This is a genomic window from Mesorhizobium sp. WSM2561 (assembly GCF_000513915.1).
In the GTDB taxonomy this organism is placed as follows: domain Bacteria; phylum Pseudomonadota; class Alphaproteobacteria; order Rhizobiales; family Rhizobiaceae; genus Mesorhizobium; species Mesorhizobium muleiense.
Window position 1 is genome coordinate 18,169 of sequence record NZ_AZUX01000029.1, and the last position, 13,867, is coordinate 32,035.

Below are 13,867 nucleotides of genomic sequence, written 5' to 3' on the forward strand. Positions count from 1 at the left end.
GCAAAGATAGAGCCTAAGTAATTGATCCGGCAAGGTCAAGGACCGAACCTGTCCGTTCGGCACTTACCAGCGAAGCAGGACCGCGCCCCAGGTGAAGCCGCCGCCCATCGCCTCGATCAGCACCAGATCACCCTTCTTGATGCGGCCGTCGGCGACCGCCACCGACAGCGCCAGCGGCACCGAGGCAGCCGAGGTGTTACCGTGCAAATCGACGGTAACCACCACCTTTTGTTCTGCTATCCCGAGCTTCCTGGCGGAAGCGTCGATAATCCGCTTGTTGGCCTGATGCGGCACGAACCAGTCGAGATCTTCAGCGGTGATCCCGGCAGCTGAGAACGTCGCCTCGATGACGTCGGTGATCATGCCGACCGCGTGCTTGAACACTTCGCGGCCTTCCATCCTGAGATGGCCCACCGTTCCGGTGGTCGACGCTCCACCGTCGACGAACAGCTTGTCCTTGTGAGCCCCGTCGGAGCGCAGGCTGGCCGCCAGCACGCCGTGGTCGGCAATGCCGCCCGCCCCCTCGCCTGCTTCCAGCACCATCGCGCCGGCGCCGTCGCCAAACAGCACGCAGGTCGAGCGATCGCTCCAGTCGAGGATGCGCGAAAAGGTTTCGGAGCCGATCACCAGCACGCGTTTGGCGAGGCCGCCGCGGATATAGAGGTCGGCCGTCGTCACCGCGTAGACGAAGCCCGAGCACACTGCCTGCATGTCGAAGGCGAAGCCGTGATGCATGCCGAGCCGGTTCTGGATGTCGACGGCGGTCGCCGGAAAGGTGTTGTTGGGAGTCGAGGTCGCCAGCACGATCAGGTCGATATCGGCAGGCGTCAGGCCGGCATTGTCGAGGGCTGCGCGCGCCGCCGCCTCGCCGAGCGAAGCCGTCGTCTCGTCGTCGGCCGCGATATGGCGCTGGCGGATGCCGGTGCGCTGGGCAATCCATGCGTCTGACGTCTCGACCATGCCTTCGAAATCGGCATTCTTCATGATGCGGCGGGGCAGCGCGGCGCCTGTGCCGCGCACGACTGATCTGATCAAGGCTCTTTCCTATTCCTCTGCGTCGGCAACGACGTCGGATTTCCTGGATGTCTGGGCATGCGGATTGCGCGCATGGAACAGATCAAGATCGGCTTCGATGCGATCGAGCAGATTGTTGCGCACCATGTCGTAGCCAAGCTCGATCGCCGCCGCGAAGCCGTCCGAATCGGCGCCGCCATGGCTTTTCACCACGACGCCGTTCAGACCCAGGAAAACCCCGCCGTTGGAGCGGCCGACATCCATCTTTTCGCGCAGGCGATCAAAGGCGCCCTTGGCGAATACATAGCCGATCCTGGCCATCAGCGTGCGGTCCATCGCGGCGCGCAGGTAACCGGCGATCTGCCGTACCGTGCCTTCCGCCGTTTTCAGCGCGATGTTGCCGGCAAATCCTTCGGTGACGACCACGTCGACCGTGCCCTTGCCGATGTCGTCGCCCTCGACGAAACCATGGTAGTTCATCGAGGCCATGTTGGCCTCGCGCAACATGCGGCCCGCCTCCTTGACCTCTTCCTGGCCCTTGATCTCCTCGACGCCGACATTGAGCAGACCGACGCTCGGCCGTTCGATGCCGAAAACCGAGCGCGCCATGCCAGTGCCCAGAATGGCAAAATCAACCAGTTGATGCGCATCCGCGCCGATGGTGGCGCCGACGTCCAGCACCACGCTTTCGCCACGCAATGTCGGCCACAGCGCCGCGATCGCCGGACGGTCGATGGTCGCCATGGTGCGGAGGCAGAATCTCGACATCGCCATCAGCGCGCCGGTGTTGCCGGCCGAGATGCAGGCGTCGGCAGTGCCTGCCTTGACCGCCTCGACCGCTTTCCACATCGACGACTTCCAGCGGCCATGGCGCAGCGCCTGGCTCGGCTTGTCGTCCATCCGGACTGCTATCTCGCAGTGGATGAACTCGCTGACTTCCGCCAGCTTGGGCAGCTTTGCGAGTTCGGGGCGCACTGCCTCCTCGCGACCATAGATGACGAAGCGGATGTCGGGACGCCGGGTCGCGACCGTCATGAGCGCCGGGATGACCACGCTTGGTCCGTGATCGCCGCCCATGGCATCGATGGAAATCCTGATCACGCGGTGTTCATCTCACAGTTTGCTTGAGCGAGCGCCTGGCGCTGGCAACGGGTTTGGGGCTCGCGAAGGTTCGGCGAAAATAGCGTTTTTGGGCTGCCGCACAACCGGCTTTCTCCGATTGGGTCGGGTTTTCAGGATTTCCCCAGCAGGGAACGCAGCTTTTGCTGAAATTCGCTTTCCACAGTCCCGGCATCGTCGGCAGCCTCCATCGAAACGCCTTGCTTGCGCGGATAGGGATCGATCGCCAGTCCAAAGAACTGTTCGGCGAACGCCCCGACATCGATTGAATTGCCGGAAAATGTTTCCGGGCTGTCCGGCCCTTCGGCATCGAGCATTATCTCGCCACCGCCCTCGAAACCCTGCCGCCCGAGCTTCGACTGCTCCGGCAGGAACAGTGCGTCGACCGCCTCGTCGATATGCGCCTCGATCGGGTCCAGGGTGACGATGCAGGCCTGGGTGATATCGGCCTCGACGCGGCCGCTGACCTTGACGCCGTTGCGCTTCCATGGCGCCACCAGCAGTTCGGCGCGATAGTTCTCGACCGACAGCAACTCGTGCTCGCCTGCCAGCGCGGCGCGCTGCGCGGCGTCGGCCTCGATCAGCACCGGCAGTCCCTTTTGCGGCAGCCGGGCGACGTTGGCCACGAAGGACACGGGGCTCTGGCGATCGGGGCTCTGGGAATCGGCGTGTTTCATCTTTTCCTTTAAATAGGCTTGTTTTCTTAAATAGGTTTGGCCGCGGGGAATGCCACAGTGCCGGAAACAATCGATTCGGTCGGCTGTTCCGCGAGTCGCCTGGAGACATCGGCGACGTAGCCGGCCAGATGCGTCGCCTGCGGCCAGGTGCCGGCATCGGGCCTGACATTGCGGGCAAGCGCCGCGACGAGTGCGTCATGGTCGTTTCGTTCCAGCGCATCGTCATAGGCGGCGGTGCGGCCATAAAACATCTTCGCCAGTTTCTTCATGCGCTTCGGCACGCCGACGTCGCCGATGCCGAGTTCGCGCAGCGAATGCTCGACATCCATGAAGAACTCGTCGATCAGCACCTGCGCGACCTCCCCGGCAACACCACCCTCGCCGCGCAGCCGGTGCTGGAACAGGAACATGTGCAGCGACAGCATCTCGAAGCGGCCAAGCGGCGTGTCCGGGACATCCCAGTCGGAATAAAACACGGTTTGCCGCGCCGCTGCCACGATTTGTGCGTAAAGCGCCTCGGTGATAGCGCGGTTGGCGTGACGTTCGCGACCAAAAAGGCGCTGGAACATTGAGGGTGGTCTCCCGGGGACCGTTTGTTGAATTGGCCTTGTTGCATCGGCGAGCAAGCTGGTTTACCGGTTTTGCGGCCCAGCGCAAGTTGCGGCCAGCTAATGGAGTTGTAGTTGCGCGCGCTGAAAATCAAGTCGACTTTTCTGCCCAGGTCCGCTTTTCCGAGATCCGCCGGCGCGATCTCGCTGCTGGTGGCAGCTTCGGCGCTTTGCGGCTGCAACTCGTCGAAGATGATCGGTGATCTCAATCCGAGCGAGACGCTGACGCAGGGCTACGTCATCGACCAGCAGGCGATCGACCTGGTGCCGGTCGGCTCGAGCCGCGAACAGGTGCTTCTGGCGCTCGGCACCCCGTCGACCAAGGCGACTTTCGACAACGAGGCCTTCTACTACATCTCACAGACGCGCAAGCGTTACGTCGCCTTCGACAAGCCGAGGCTGGTCGACCAGAAGGTGCTGGCCGTCTATTTCGGCGAGGACGGGCGCGTTACCCAGATCGCCAATTACGGCCTGAAGGACGGCAAGGTGTTCGACTTCATCTCGCGGACCACGCCGACCGGCGGCAAGGACCAGAACTTCCTCAGCCAGATCATGGGTGGCGCCAGCAAGCTGGCGCCCGGCCTCCCCGGCGGCGGCGGCGCCTCGCCCGACACCTGATCAATCCCGGCAGAATCGGCTTCTCATCCTTTTTTTGCTTCCCTTCTTTTAACTTCGAGGGGAAGCAGCAACATCTCAGGCGACCGAAAACCCGCGGGAGCGATCCTGCGGGTTTTTGTTTTGAGCCAGAAAGCCATTGTCGCAGGCTGCGGGCCGCAGACGACTTGAACGCGAGCTTTTGGAGCTGTCACGGGCGTCAATTCCCTGATGCTGGACGTCCAAAATAGACGAACCCGCGGGATCGCTCCCGCGGGTTCGGTTGTGGATCTCGGCCTCGGAAGGCCAAGCCGCCTCAGCCGTGCGCGAGCACGGCCAGCAGCAGCAGGGCGACGATGTTGGTGATCTTGATCGCCGGGTTGACTGCCGGACCGGCGGTGTCCTTGTAGGGATCGCCGACCGTGTCGCCGGTCACCGAGGCCTTGTGCGCCTCGGAGCCCTTGAGATGCTTGACGCCGTCCTTGTCGGTAAAGCCGTCCTCGAACGATTTTTTCGCATTGTCCCAGGCGCCGCCGCCGGAGGTCATCGAGATGGCGACGAACAGGCCGTTGACGATGACGCCGAGCAGCGAGGCGCCAAGGGCTGCAAAGGCGGACGCCTTCGAGCCCGAGATCAGCAGCACGCCGAAATAGACGACCAGCGGCGCCAGCACCGGCAGCAGCGACGGAATGATCATTTCCCGGATCGCCGCCTTGGTCAGAAGATCGACCGCACGCGCATAGTTCGGCTTCGAGGTGCCGGCCATGATGCCCGGATCCTCGCGGAACTGCTTGCGCACCTCCTCGACGATGGCGCCCGCCGCACGGCCGACAGCCGTCATGGCGATGCCGCCGAACAGATACGGAATCAGACCGCCGAAGATCAGACCGGCGACGACATAAGGGTTGGAGAGGTCGAAAGAGACTTCGCCCATGCCCTGGAAGTAAGGGTATTTGTCGCCATTGGCGGCAAAGAACTTCAGGTCGTTGGAGTAGGCCGCAAACAGCACCAGCGCGCCGAGACCGGCCGAACCGATGGCGTAACCCTTGGTCACCGCCTTGGTGGTGTTGCCGACGGCATCGAGCGCATCGGTCGACTGGCGCACTTCCTTGGGCAGGCCGGCCATTTCGGCGATGCCGCCGGCATTGTCGGTGACCGGGCCGAAGGCGTCGAGCGCAACGATCATGCCGGCAAGGCCGAGCATCGTGGTGACTGCGATCGCCGTGCCGTAGAGGCCGGCGAGTTGGTAGGTCGATATGATGCCGCCGACGATGACGATCGCAGGAAGTGCCGTCGATTCCAGCGAGACCGCAAGGCCCTGGATGACGTTGGTGCCGTGACCGGTGACCGAGGCCTGGGCGATGGAGTTCACCGGGCGCTTGTCGGTGCCGGTGTAGTATTCGGTGATCACCACGATGAGGCCGGTCACCAGAAGGCCGATCAGGCCGCAGATGAACAGGTTGGTGCCGGTGATGGCCATGCCGGCGACCGTGCCGATTTCGCCCCAGCCCAGGGTTGCCGAGGTGGCGATGCCGAGGCCGACGATCGACAGCAGGCCCGTGACGATCAGGCCCTTATAGAGCGCGCCCATGATCGAGCCGTTGGAGCCGAGCTTGACGAAGAAGGTGCCGACGATGGAGGTCAGGATGCAGGCGCCGCAGATGGCCAGCGGATAGAGCATCGTGACGCTGAGAACGGCGGTGCCGCCGAAGAAGATGGCGGCGAGGACCATGGTGGCGACCACGGTCACCGCATAGGTCTCGAACAGGTCGGCGGCCATGCCGGCGCAGTCGCCGACATTGTCGCCGACATTATCGGCGATGGTGGCCGGGTTGCGCGGATCGTCTTCGGGAATGCCGGCTTCGACCTTGCCGACGAGATCGCCGCCGACGTCGGCGCCCTTGGTGAAGATGCCGCCGCCGAGACGGGCGAAGATCGAGATCAGCGAGGCGCCGAAGCCGAGCGAAACCAGCGAGTCGATGACGACGCGGTCGTTGGGCTGGAGGCCCATGAATTGGGTGAGGATCAGATAATAGATCGAGACGCCGAGCAGGGCCAGGCCAGCGACCAGCATGCCGGTGATGGCGCCCGACTTGAAGGCGATCTCGAGGCCGGCTGCGAGGCTGTTGGAAGCCGCCTGCGCGGTGCGCACATTGGCGCGCACCGAGACGTGCATGCCGATGAAGCCGGCGGCGCCCGACAGAACGGCGCCGATCAGGAAGCCGATGGCGGCGGTGATCGAAAGCAGCCACCAGGCGAGCAGCAGGACCACGACGCCGACGATGGCGATGGTGGTGTACTGGCGCGCCAGATAGGCCTGCGCGCCTTCGCGGATGGCCGCGGAAATTTCCTGCATGCGTGCATTGCCCTGATCGGCCGCGAGGACCGATTTTGTCGCCCAGATGGCGTAAAGGACTGAAAGCAGACCGCAGGCGATGACAGCTAAAATTATGGTCATTGCCGGATTTTCCTCGATTGATGACCCAAAAGAACCCCTCCCTGGGCCGTTGAGACGGGGAGCGGATTCCGCGCGCCGAATCCGCTCCCCTCGCATCGGCTTATGCGAAACAGGGCTGCGAACGTCAAGATATTGTTCGGTTTTTGCCCGGCTTTCGCCCAAAAGCCTCGGCTTTCGCCCAAAAGCAATGGCGGCAACACGCTCGCAAGTGCCGCCACCCGATCAGATCGATTGAAATTGGCTGGCGGTTGTCAGCCTTTGCGCAGGTCGCAGTCCAGCCTGACGGCGAAGATCAGCACCGCCAGCATGGTCATGTAGAACATGAAAGCCTTCTGCTGGCCGTTGCAGACGTTGGACTGCCACACCCGTCGAGAGCCTGATCAGGCAGGCAGAACTTGCAGATAGACAGTGCTCATGCAGCTTTGCAAATATCGGCGGGGCAGCCTATCTTCAGGGTGGAGTTGGAGATGACCGATGAAGTTCAAGGCGATCATTCACGAAGCCGAAGAAGGTGGCTACTGGGCCGAAGTGCCGGCAATTCCCGGCTGCGCGACCCAGGGTGAAACCTTGGACGAACTTGTCGAGAACTTGCGTGAAGCAATCGAAGGCTGCCTCTCCGTAGAGCCGCTATCTTTCACTTCAGAACCCGGCCGGGTCATGGAAATCGCTGTTTGAAGTCCATTTCCGGCAAGGAGCTTGCGCGTGCCATCGAGCGGCAAGGACGAAGGCTTTTGCGTGTTGCCGGCAGTCATCACATCTACGGCAAGGAAGGCAGCATCGTGCGCCTTTCGATCCCGATTCACGGCAACAGGCCGCTCAAAACAGGACTCTTGCGACATCTCTTGGCGCTGGCCGAGATGAGCGAAGGCGATATCTGAGTTTTGCTAATTACGCCGTCTCCTGCCCCATGCGGCGTGCGGTGTAGCGCTCGATCGCCGACAGCCCGTCATAGATCAGCACGGCAAGCGCGGCGACGATCAGCCCGCCCTGCAGGACGAAGGCGAGATTGTTGGACAACAGACCGGCGATGATCACCTCGCCGAGCGTCCTGGCCGCCACGGTCGAGCCGATCGTCGCAGTGGCGAGGCTGATGACCACCGAAAGCCGGATACCGCCGAGAATGATCGGCGCGCTGAGCGGCAGCTCGACCTTGACCAGCCTTTGCCAGCCGGTCATGCCGGCGCCGCGCGCCGCCTCGACCACATTGGCTGGCAGCGTCGTCAGCCCGGTCAGCGCGTTCTCGAAGATCGGCAGCAGGCCGTAGAGAAACAGCGCGATCAGTGTCGGCTTCTCGCCAAAGCCGACGGCCGGCACGGCCAGCGCCAGCACCGCCACCGGCGGAAAGGTCTGGCCGATATTGACCAGGCTGCGCGACAGCGGCAGGAATTCGACGCCGGCTGGCCGGGTGACCAGGATGGCGAGCGCCACGGCAACGATGGTTGCCGCCACCGTCGCGATCAGCACGGTCATCAGGTGCAGCAGCGTCAGCGTCAACAGGCTGCCCTGGTTGTAGATTGCCGGCGCGTTGCTCTCGGTCAGCGGCTTCAGCAGCGGCTCGAACCAACCCGGATTGGTCACGAACGCAATGAGCAGCACCACCAGGGCAAGCCTGAGCAGTGACGGAAGCCAGGCTTTTACACCGGCCTCTTTCATGCCGGCCTCGCCGCGCGTTTCACCAGCCCGTCCACGGTCACGCGGCCGAGCGGCTTGCCGTCGGCGCCTGTCACCGGCAGCGCCGGGCGGCCCGACCACAACAGTTCGGCCAACGCATCGCGCAGGCTGGCGTCGGCGGGGATCGCCTCGCCTTCGGCGGCGCCCGTCTCTACGGCATCGCGCACCCGACCGAGCGACAGCAGCCTGAACGGTTTTTCGCTGGCGCCGACCAGGGTCTCGACGAAGGTGCTGGCCGGCTTCGCCAGGATCTCGGCGGGCCTGGCATATTGCACCAGCTTGCCGGCATCCATCACCGCGATCTTGTCGCCCATATGCACCGCCTCTTCCATGTCGTGGGTGACGAGGATGATGGTGGTGCCGAAGCGCTTCTGGATCGCCAGAAGGTCCTCCTGCGCCTTGTTGCGGATGATCGGGTCGAGCGCGCCGAACGGCTCGTCCATCAACAGCACGTTCGGCTCCGCGGCAAGCGCCCTGGCGACGCCGACGCGCTGCTGCTGGCCGCCGGAGAGTTCGTGCGGATAGCGTGGCCCGAACGCCTGGGGATCGAGCTGGTAGAGCGTCATCAACTCGTCGACACGGCGCTTGATGCGGGCCGCGTCCCAGCCGAGCAGCACCGGCACGGTGGCGATGTTCTGCGCCACGGTGCGATGCGGAAACAGCCCATGGCCCTGGATGGCGTAGCCGATGCTGCGGCGCAGTTCGTAGCCGGGCAGCGAGCGGTTGTCGGCGCCGTCGAGCCTGATCACGCCGGCGGTCGGCTCGACCAGCCGGTTGATCATGCGCAGCAGCGTCGTCTTGCCGGAGCCGGAGGTGCCGACGATGACGGAGATGGTGCGCGGCTCGATCACCATCGACACGTCGTCGACGACGGTCGTCGCGTCATAGCGCTTGGTAATGCCTTCGATCTCGATCATGCCGGTTGTGCCTCGCGTCGCCTGGTGGAGGTCATTTCGATCAATGCGTCGAGAATGATGGCGGCAACAAAGGCCAGCGCCACCGTCGGCACGGCGCCGAGCAGCACCAGGTCCATCGCCGTCTGGCCAACGCCCTGGAACACAAACACGCCAAAACCGCCGCCGCCGATCAGCGCGGCAATGGTGGCAAGGCCGATGTTCTGCACCAGCACGATGCGGATGCCGGTGAGGATCACCGGGAAGGCCAGTGGAAATTCGACGCCGAACAGGCGCTGGCGCTCGGTCATGCCCATGCCGTGTGCGGCGTCGTTGGCGGCGCGCGGCACGCCGGCAAGGCCGACCACGGTGTTGGCCACCACCGGCAGCAGCGAATAGAGAAACAGGGCGACGAAGGCGGGCGCGGTGCCGATGCCGCGAATGCCGAGGGCGGCCGCGCCGGGCACATGCGTTGCGACCCAGCCGAGCGGCGCGATCAACAGGCCGAACAGCGCGATCGAGGGAATGGTCTGGATGATGTTCAGCACGTTGAGCACGCCGGCCCGCAATTTTTCGACGCGGTGGCAGAGGATGCCAAGCGGCAAGCCTGCTATCACCGCCGCCGCCAGCGAGCCCAGCGCCAGCGTCACATGCTTGGAGCCTTCGGCCCAAAAACTGTCGGCACGGTTGGCGTATTCCTTGAGAATCGACAGACTGTTCCAGCTGCCCGAGACCAGCAGCAGGCCGATCGCCGCTGCCGCGACGACGAGCACGCCGATCCGCGCCGATGGCGACAGGTTCAGCCTCGTCAGCCCATCGGCGAGTAACAGCGTAAAGGCGAAGATGAGCAGCCAGAAACCCGAAGCCGGCGAGATGCGGGCAAAGCTGTTGCCCTCAGGCGTCAGGAAGCTGCCGGCGACGCCGATCAGCAGCGCCAGTGCGGCAAGCGCGACCACGCTGGCGGCCAGGCGCGGTACCAGCGGCGTTTTCAGCAAGGCGACGACCGCCGCAACGACGACGACTGCAAGCAGCAGCGGCCCCAACGTCGGCGGCAGCGCTTCAAGAATCGAGCGCGCCTCGCCTGGCACGATGCGATTGGCGCGCAAGGTGGCAAAGGGCGCGGCGAAGGCGGCATAGGCAACGATCGCGGCGATGACCACGCCGAGCTTGTCGAGGCGGGTGGTCATGGCGCGCCTCGCACCGGCGTCATTTTCAAACGGGCTGGCCTACTTCAAAAACCCGTTCTTCTTCAAAAAGTCTTCGGCGACGCCCTTGACCGGCTCGCCGCCGACCTGAACGCGGCCGTTCAGTTCCTGCAGGGTGACGAGGTCGAGCTTGGCGAAGACCGGCTTCAGCAGCGTCTCGATTTCGGGATGCTGCTTCAGCACCGCCTCGCGGATGATCGGAGCCGGCTGGTAGACCGGCTGCACGCCCTTGTCGTCTTCGAGCACGACCAGGCCGGACGGCGCGATGCCGCCGTCGGTGCCGTAGACCATGGCGGCGTTGGCGCCGTTGGTCTGGTTCGCCGCGGCGGCGATGGTCGCCGCCGTATCGCCGCCGGAGAGCGTGATCAGCTGGTCCGGCTTAAGCGTGAAGCCATAGGTGGTCTGGAAAGCCGGCAGCGCGGCAGCCGAATTGACGAATTCGGCCGAGGCCGCCAGCACCACCTGGCCGCCGCCGGAGACATATTTGCCGAAGTCGGACAGCGTCGCCAGCTTGTTGGTCTCGGCGACATCCTTGCGCAGCGCAATCGCCCAGGTGTTGTTGGCCGGCGACGGCGACAGCCAGACGATCTTGTTGGCGTCGTAGTCCAGCTTCTTGGCCGTTTCATAGCCCTTGGCGGAATCCTTCCACACCGGATCGTCGGCCTTTTCGAAGAAGAAGGCGGCATTGCCGGTGTATTCCGGATAGATGTCGATCTCGCCGGCGGTGATCGCCTTGCGCACCACAGGGGTGCCGCCGAGCTGGATGCGATCGGTGATCTGGATGTTGTTGGCGTTCAGCACCAGCTGGATGATGTTGCCGAGCACGCCGCCTTCGGTGTCGATCTTCGACGACACGACCACCTGAGCGCTCGCCGAGGCTGCGGTGATGCCGAGCGCCAGTGCCGCGCCGGCCAGAACCTTGACTGAAAACATTTCACAAATCCCTTGCTGAGAACCGGACTGCGGCTGCCGCATATGAGCATGGCTTCAATGCCCCGTCGGGGCACACGGTTTCATAAGAAGGGGGATGGGGGCAATAATTTTGTTCGGATGCGGGTGAATCCGCTGCTGTCTGATCCCGACAGCGTCATGTCACTACAGCGCGTCGCGTCCGTTTGGACGCGCAAAGGACGCTATAGCACTATTGATTTGCGCATGGTCCTTCCGAACCTTCGGTTCGGGGTCATGAGCTGGTCGGCCGCGCGGTCATCTTCAGCACGCCCAGCGCCACGAAGCACAGCACCGTCACCGGGAAGATGATCCAGTTCAGCATCTCCCAGCCCCAGGCGTTGTAGATCGCGCCCGACATCAGCGAGGCGAAGGCGACGGAGCCGAACAGGACGAAGTCGTGAAAACCCTGGACCTTGGCCCTCTCCGATGGCCGGTAGCTGTCGGCGACCATGGCGGTGGCGCCGATGAAGCCGAAATTCCAGCCAAGGCCGAGCAGGATCAGCGCCGTCCAGAACTGCCACAGCGCCAGGCCCGACAGCGCCACCACCGCGCAGCCGATCAGCAGCACAAGGCCTGTTGCGACAATCCGTTCGGCGCCGAAGCGATAGATCAGCGAGCCGGTGAAGAAGCTCGGCGCGAACATCGCCATGACATGCCAGGAAATGCCGAGCGTGGCGTCGTCCGTCGACAGGCCGCAGCCAACCATGGCGAGCGGCGCGCCGGTCATGACGAAGCTCATCAGCGCATAGCTGCCAACGGCGCAAAACAGCGCCGCAACGAAACGCGGCCTGGTGACGATCTCGGCGAGCGGCCGCGCGTCGCTGTCGGCGATTTCCGCTTTGCCCGTCGCCTTGGCCGGGATGCGCAGCAACGACAGGATGGCAGCGCCGACCGCCGCCAGCACCAGGATGGAGGCAAACGAGCCGGCAAACATCACCGGCGCAAACAATTCGCGGGTGAAGATGACGATCTGCGGTCCAAGGATGGCGGTGACGATGCCGCCGGCCAGCACAAAGGAGATGGCGCGCGCCTTGAATTCAGCCGGTGCGTTGTCGGCGGCGGCGAAGCGGAATTGCTGGACGAAAGCGCCGCCGATGCCGATCACCAGCAGGCCAAAGGCGAACAGCCAGAAGCTGGCGTAAAATAGCGCCAGCGTGGCGACCAGACCGCCGAGCGCAGTGACGATCGTCCCGGTCATGAAGCCGTCGCGCTGGCCGAGCCGGCGGATGATGGCTGCTGCCGGCAGGGCGCCGAGCGCCACGCCGACGTTGAAGCCGGTGATCGGCGCCGTCGCCAGCGACTTGTCGGAGCCGAGCAGATAATATCCGGCCAACCCACCCACGGAAATGGCGATGGGTGCGGCCGAGCCGATGATCGCCTGCGAAGCGGCAAGGATGAGCGCGGTGCGGCGCGCTTCCCTGCCGGCCTCGGCGATAGCGACGGCCGTCATGAAGCGTCCTTGCCACGCCCTTCGCCGCGCACCCGGCGCGACACGCGATCGAGCACCGCGTTGACCAGCTTCGGCTCGTCTTCTTCGTAAAACGCCTTGGCGATATCGACATATTCCGAGACGATGACAGCCACCGGCACGTCCTCGCGCTTCATCAGTTCGTAGACGCCGGCGCGCAATATGGCGCGCAGTGTCGAGTCGAGCCTGGACAACGGCCAGTCCTCGGTCAGCGCCTGGCGGATGATCGGATCGATGGTCTTCTGGTTCTCGACGACGCCGGCGAGGATGGCGCGAAACCATTGCGCGTCGGCCTCGCGATAGAGCGCGCCGTCGACTTCCTTGCCGAGCCTGAACGCCTCGTATTCGGCGGTGATCTCGAAGACGCCGCTGCCGGCCACATCCATCTGGTAGAGCGCCTGCACGGCGGCCAGACGGGCTGCACCGCGCTTGTTGGCGTGGCGCACCGCGGGCTGGCCGGGCGATGCGGGCTCGCTCACGATCGCTCTCCCAACTGTTGCTTGAGGGCAATCATGGTCAGCGCCGCACGCGCGGCAAAGCCACCCTTGTCGCCTTCCGAACGCCTTGCCCGCGTCCAGGCCTGCTCGTCATTTTCGGTGGTCAGGATGCCGTTGCCAATGCAGACCGCTTCCTGGACGGACAGGTCCATCAGGGCACGGCTCGATTCATTTGCGACGATGTCGAAATGATAGGTGTCGCCGCGCACGATGGTGCCGAGGGCGACAAAGCCGTCATAGCTCGACCCGCCTTCGGCGGCGCCGTCGAGGGCGAAGGAAATCACTGCGGGAATTTCGAGCGAGCCCGGAACGGTGACGACGTCGTATGTCGCGCCCGCTTCCTCGAGCGCGCTTGTCGCGCCTTCGAGCAGCGCGTCGGCAAGGTCGTCATGGAAGCGTGCCTCGATGACAAGAAGGTGGGCCTTCTTCTTCGGGCGAATGAACGCTTTGCCGTGTTGGGATGTGCCAGCCATAGATGTCTCCGGGATCGCCGGTGACTTAGGCCGAAGCCGGTTTGATCGCAAGCAGAAGATTGGTGGAGATGCGGACGTGCCTGATTATTGGTTTCATTGGTTTCCTCAGAAGCCGGCGCTGCCCCTCATTGCCCTGCCGGGCATTTCTCCCCGTAAACGGGGCGAAAGAGGCTGCCCGCATCGCCGGCGCCCTTTTTGCAACGCTGGTGATTGGCGAAACCATCGATCACAGCGCCTCG

General features: G+C 64.1%; 16 protein-coding genes. 3 read left to right on the top strand and 13 right to left on the bottom strand.

All coding sequences use genetic code 11. The features are described from left to right. Window positions 1-63: 63 nt before the first annotated feature. The 4 genes from M727_RS0123000 to M727_RS0123015 all read right to left on the bottom strand — a co-directional run bounded on the left by M727_RS0123000 (window position 64) and on the right by M727_RS0123015 (window position 3,379). Window positions 64-1,035 (bottom strand): beta-ketoacyl-ACP synthase III, encoded by a 972-nt coding sequence (locus M727_RS0123000; RefSeq protein WP_027154623.1) that lies wholly within the window; start codon window positions 1,033-1,035, stop codon window positions 64-66. Between the two features lie 9 nt (window positions 1,036-1,044). After that, window positions 1,045-2,115, bottom strand: a complete 1,071-nt coding sequence (gene plsX / locus M727_RS0123005; protein WP_023798389.1) for a phosphate acyltransferase PlsX — start codon at window positions 2,113-2,115, stop codon at window positions 1,045-1,047. A 131-nt stretch (window positions 2,116-2,246) separates the two neighbouring features. Next, window positions 2,247-2,810, bottom strand: a complete 564-nt coding sequence (locus tag M727_RS0123010; protein WP_027154624.1) for a YceD family protein — start codon at window positions 2,808-2,810, stop codon at window positions 2,247-2,249. A 26-nt stretch (window positions 2,811-2,836) separates the two neighbouring features. Next, window positions 2,837-3,379: a ubiquinol-cytochrome C chaperone family protein gene (locus M727_RS0123015; protein ID WP_027154625.1), complete on the bottom strand. Its 543-nt coding sequence runs from the start codon at window positions 3,377-3,379 to the stop codon at window positions 2,837-2,839. 129 nt (window positions 3,380-3,508) lie between these two features. Here M727_RS0123015 and M727_RS0123020 point away from each other — a divergent pair, with 129 nt between their 5' ends. Next, window positions 3,509-4,036, top strand: coding sequence for an outer membrane protein assembly factor BamE (locus tag M727_RS0123020; protein ID WP_236390076.1), 528 nt, complete (start codon window positions 3,509-3,511; stop codon window positions 4,034-4,036). Between the two features lie 292 nt (window positions 4,037-4,328). On the opposite strand, the gene M727_RS0123025 is transcribed toward M727_RS0123020, so the two are convergent. Then, window positions 4,329-6,470, bottom strand: a complete 2,142-nt coding sequence (locus tag M727_RS0123025; RefSeq protein WP_027154627.1) for a sodium-translocating pyrophosphatase — start codon at window positions 6,468-6,470, stop codon at window positions 4,329-4,331. 251 nt (window positions 6,471-6,721) lie between these two features. Further along, window positions 6,722-6,835: a DUF2165 family protein gene (locus M727_RS41685; RefSeq protein ID WP_156941596.1), complete on the bottom strand. Its 114-nt coding sequence runs from the start codon at window positions 6,833-6,835 to the stop codon at window positions 6,722-6,724. A 109-nt stretch (window positions 6,836-6,944) separates the two neighbouring features. On the opposite strand from M727_RS41685, the gene M727_RS0123035 reads away from it, so the two are divergent. Both M727_RS0123035 and M727_RS0123040 read left to right on the top strand, forming a co-directional pair. Continuing rightward, window positions 6,945-7,145 carry a type II toxin-antitoxin system HicB family antitoxin gene (locus M727_RS0123035; protein WP_023798395.1) on the top strand — a complete coding sequence of 67 codons (201 nt, stop codon included), beginning with the start codon at window positions 6,945-6,947 and terminating at the stop codon, window positions 7,143-7,145. Beyond that, window positions 7,142-7,348, top strand: coding sequence for a type II toxin-antitoxin system HicA family toxin (locus M727_RS0123040; protein WP_027154628.1), 207 nt, complete (start codon window positions 7,142-7,144; stop codon window positions 7,346-7,348). Before M727_RS0123035 ends, M727_RS0123040 begins: the two co-directional genes overlap by 4 nt. A 10-nt stretch (window positions 7,349-7,358) precedes the next feature. Here the strand turns inward: M727_RS0123040 and M727_RS0123045 are convergent, their stop codons facing one another. The 7 genes from M727_RS0123045 to ribH all read right to left on the bottom strand — a co-directional run bounded on the left by M727_RS0123045 (window position 7,359) and on the right by ribH (window position 13,628). Then, window positions 7,359-8,123, bottom strand: a complete 765-nt coding sequence (locus M727_RS0123045; RefSeq protein ID WP_027154629.1) for an ABC transporter permease — start codon at window positions 8,121-8,123, stop codon at window positions 7,359-7,361. Continuing rightward, the gene (locus tag M727_RS0123050) at window positions 8,120-9,058 is read right to left on the bottom strand and encodes an ABC transporter ATP-binding protein (RefSeq protein WP_027154630.1); all 939 of its coding nucleotides are present in this window, start codon (window positions 9,056-9,058) and stop codon (window positions 8,120-8,122) included. The genes M727_RS0123045 and M727_RS0123050 overlap by 4 nt, the downstream gene beginning before the upstream one ends. Further along, window positions 9,055-10,221, bottom strand: a complete 1,167-nt coding sequence (locus tag M727_RS0123055; RefSeq protein WP_027154631.1) for an ABC transporter permease — start codon at window positions 10,219-10,221, stop codon at window positions 9,055-9,057. The genes M727_RS0123050 and M727_RS0123055 overlap by 4 nt, the downstream gene beginning before the upstream one ends. 39 nt (window positions 10,222-10,260) lie before the next feature. Next, a complete protein-coding gene (locus M727_RS0123060; protein WP_027154632.1) occupies window positions 10,261-11,172 on the bottom strand; it encodes an ABC transporter substrate-binding protein in 912 nt (303 codons plus the stop codon). 250 nt (window positions 11,173-11,422) lie between these two features. After that, window positions 11,423-12,640, bottom strand: coding sequence for an MFS transporter (locus M727_RS0123065; protein WP_027154633.1), 1,218 nt, complete (start codon window positions 12,638-12,640; stop codon window positions 11,423-11,425). Then, entirely contained in the window at window positions 12,637-13,137 is a 501-nt protein-coding gene (gene nusB / locus M727_RS0123070) for a transcription antitermination factor NusB (RefSeq protein ID WP_023798402.1), read from the bottom strand. The genes M727_RS0123065 and nusB overlap by 4 nt, the downstream gene beginning before the upstream one ends. Next, window positions 13,134-13,628: a 6,7-dimethyl-8-ribityllumazine synthase gene (gene ribH, locus M727_RS0123075; protein WP_036263097.1), complete on the bottom strand. Its 495-nt coding sequence runs from the start codon at window positions 13,626-13,628 to the stop codon at window positions 13,134-13,136. Before ribH ends, nusB begins: the two co-directional genes overlap by 4 nt. Window positions 13,629-13,867 lie beyond the last annotated feature (239 nt).

Coding starts and splice junctions, on each gene's coding strand:
- M727_RS0123010 (WP_027154624.1), bottom strand. CDS start 2,810: ATGAAACACGCCGATTCCCAGAGCCCCGATCGCCAGAGCCCCGTGTCC.
- M727_RS0123015 (WP_027154625.1), bottom strand. CDS start 3,379: ATGTTCCAGCGCCTTTTTGGTCGCGAACGTCACGCCAACCGCGCTATC.
- M727_RS0123025 (WP_027154627.1), bottom strand. CDS start 6,470: ATGACCATAATTTTAGCTGTCATCGCCTGCGGTCTGCTTTCAGTCCTT.
- M727_RS0123035 (WP_023798395.1), top strand. CDS start 6,945: ATGAAGTTCAAGGCGATCATTCACGAAGCCGAAGAAGGTGGCTACTGG.
- M727_RS0123045 (WP_027154629.1), bottom strand. CDS start 8,123: ATGAAAGAGGCCGGTGTAAAAGCCTGGCTTCCGTCACTGCTCAGGCTT.
- M727_RS0123050 (WP_027154630.1), bottom strand. CDS start 9,058: ATGATCGAGATCGAAGGCATTACCAAGCGCTATGACGCGACGACCGTC.
- M727_RS0123055 (WP_027154631.1), bottom strand. CDS start 10,221: ATGACCACCCGCCTCGACAAGCTCGGCGTGGTCATCGCCGCGATCGTT.
- M727_RS0123060 (WP_027154632.1), bottom strand. CDS start 11,172: ATGTTTTCAGTCAAGGTTCTGGCCGGCGCGGCACTGGCGCTCGGCATC.
- M727_RS0123065 (WP_027154633.1), bottom strand. CDS start 12,640: ATGACGGCCGTCGCTATCGCCGAGGCCGGCAGGGAAGCGCGCCGCACC.
- ribH (WP_036263097.1), bottom strand. CDS start 13,628: ATGGCTGGCACATCCCAACACGGCAAAGCGTTCATTCGCCCGAAGAAG.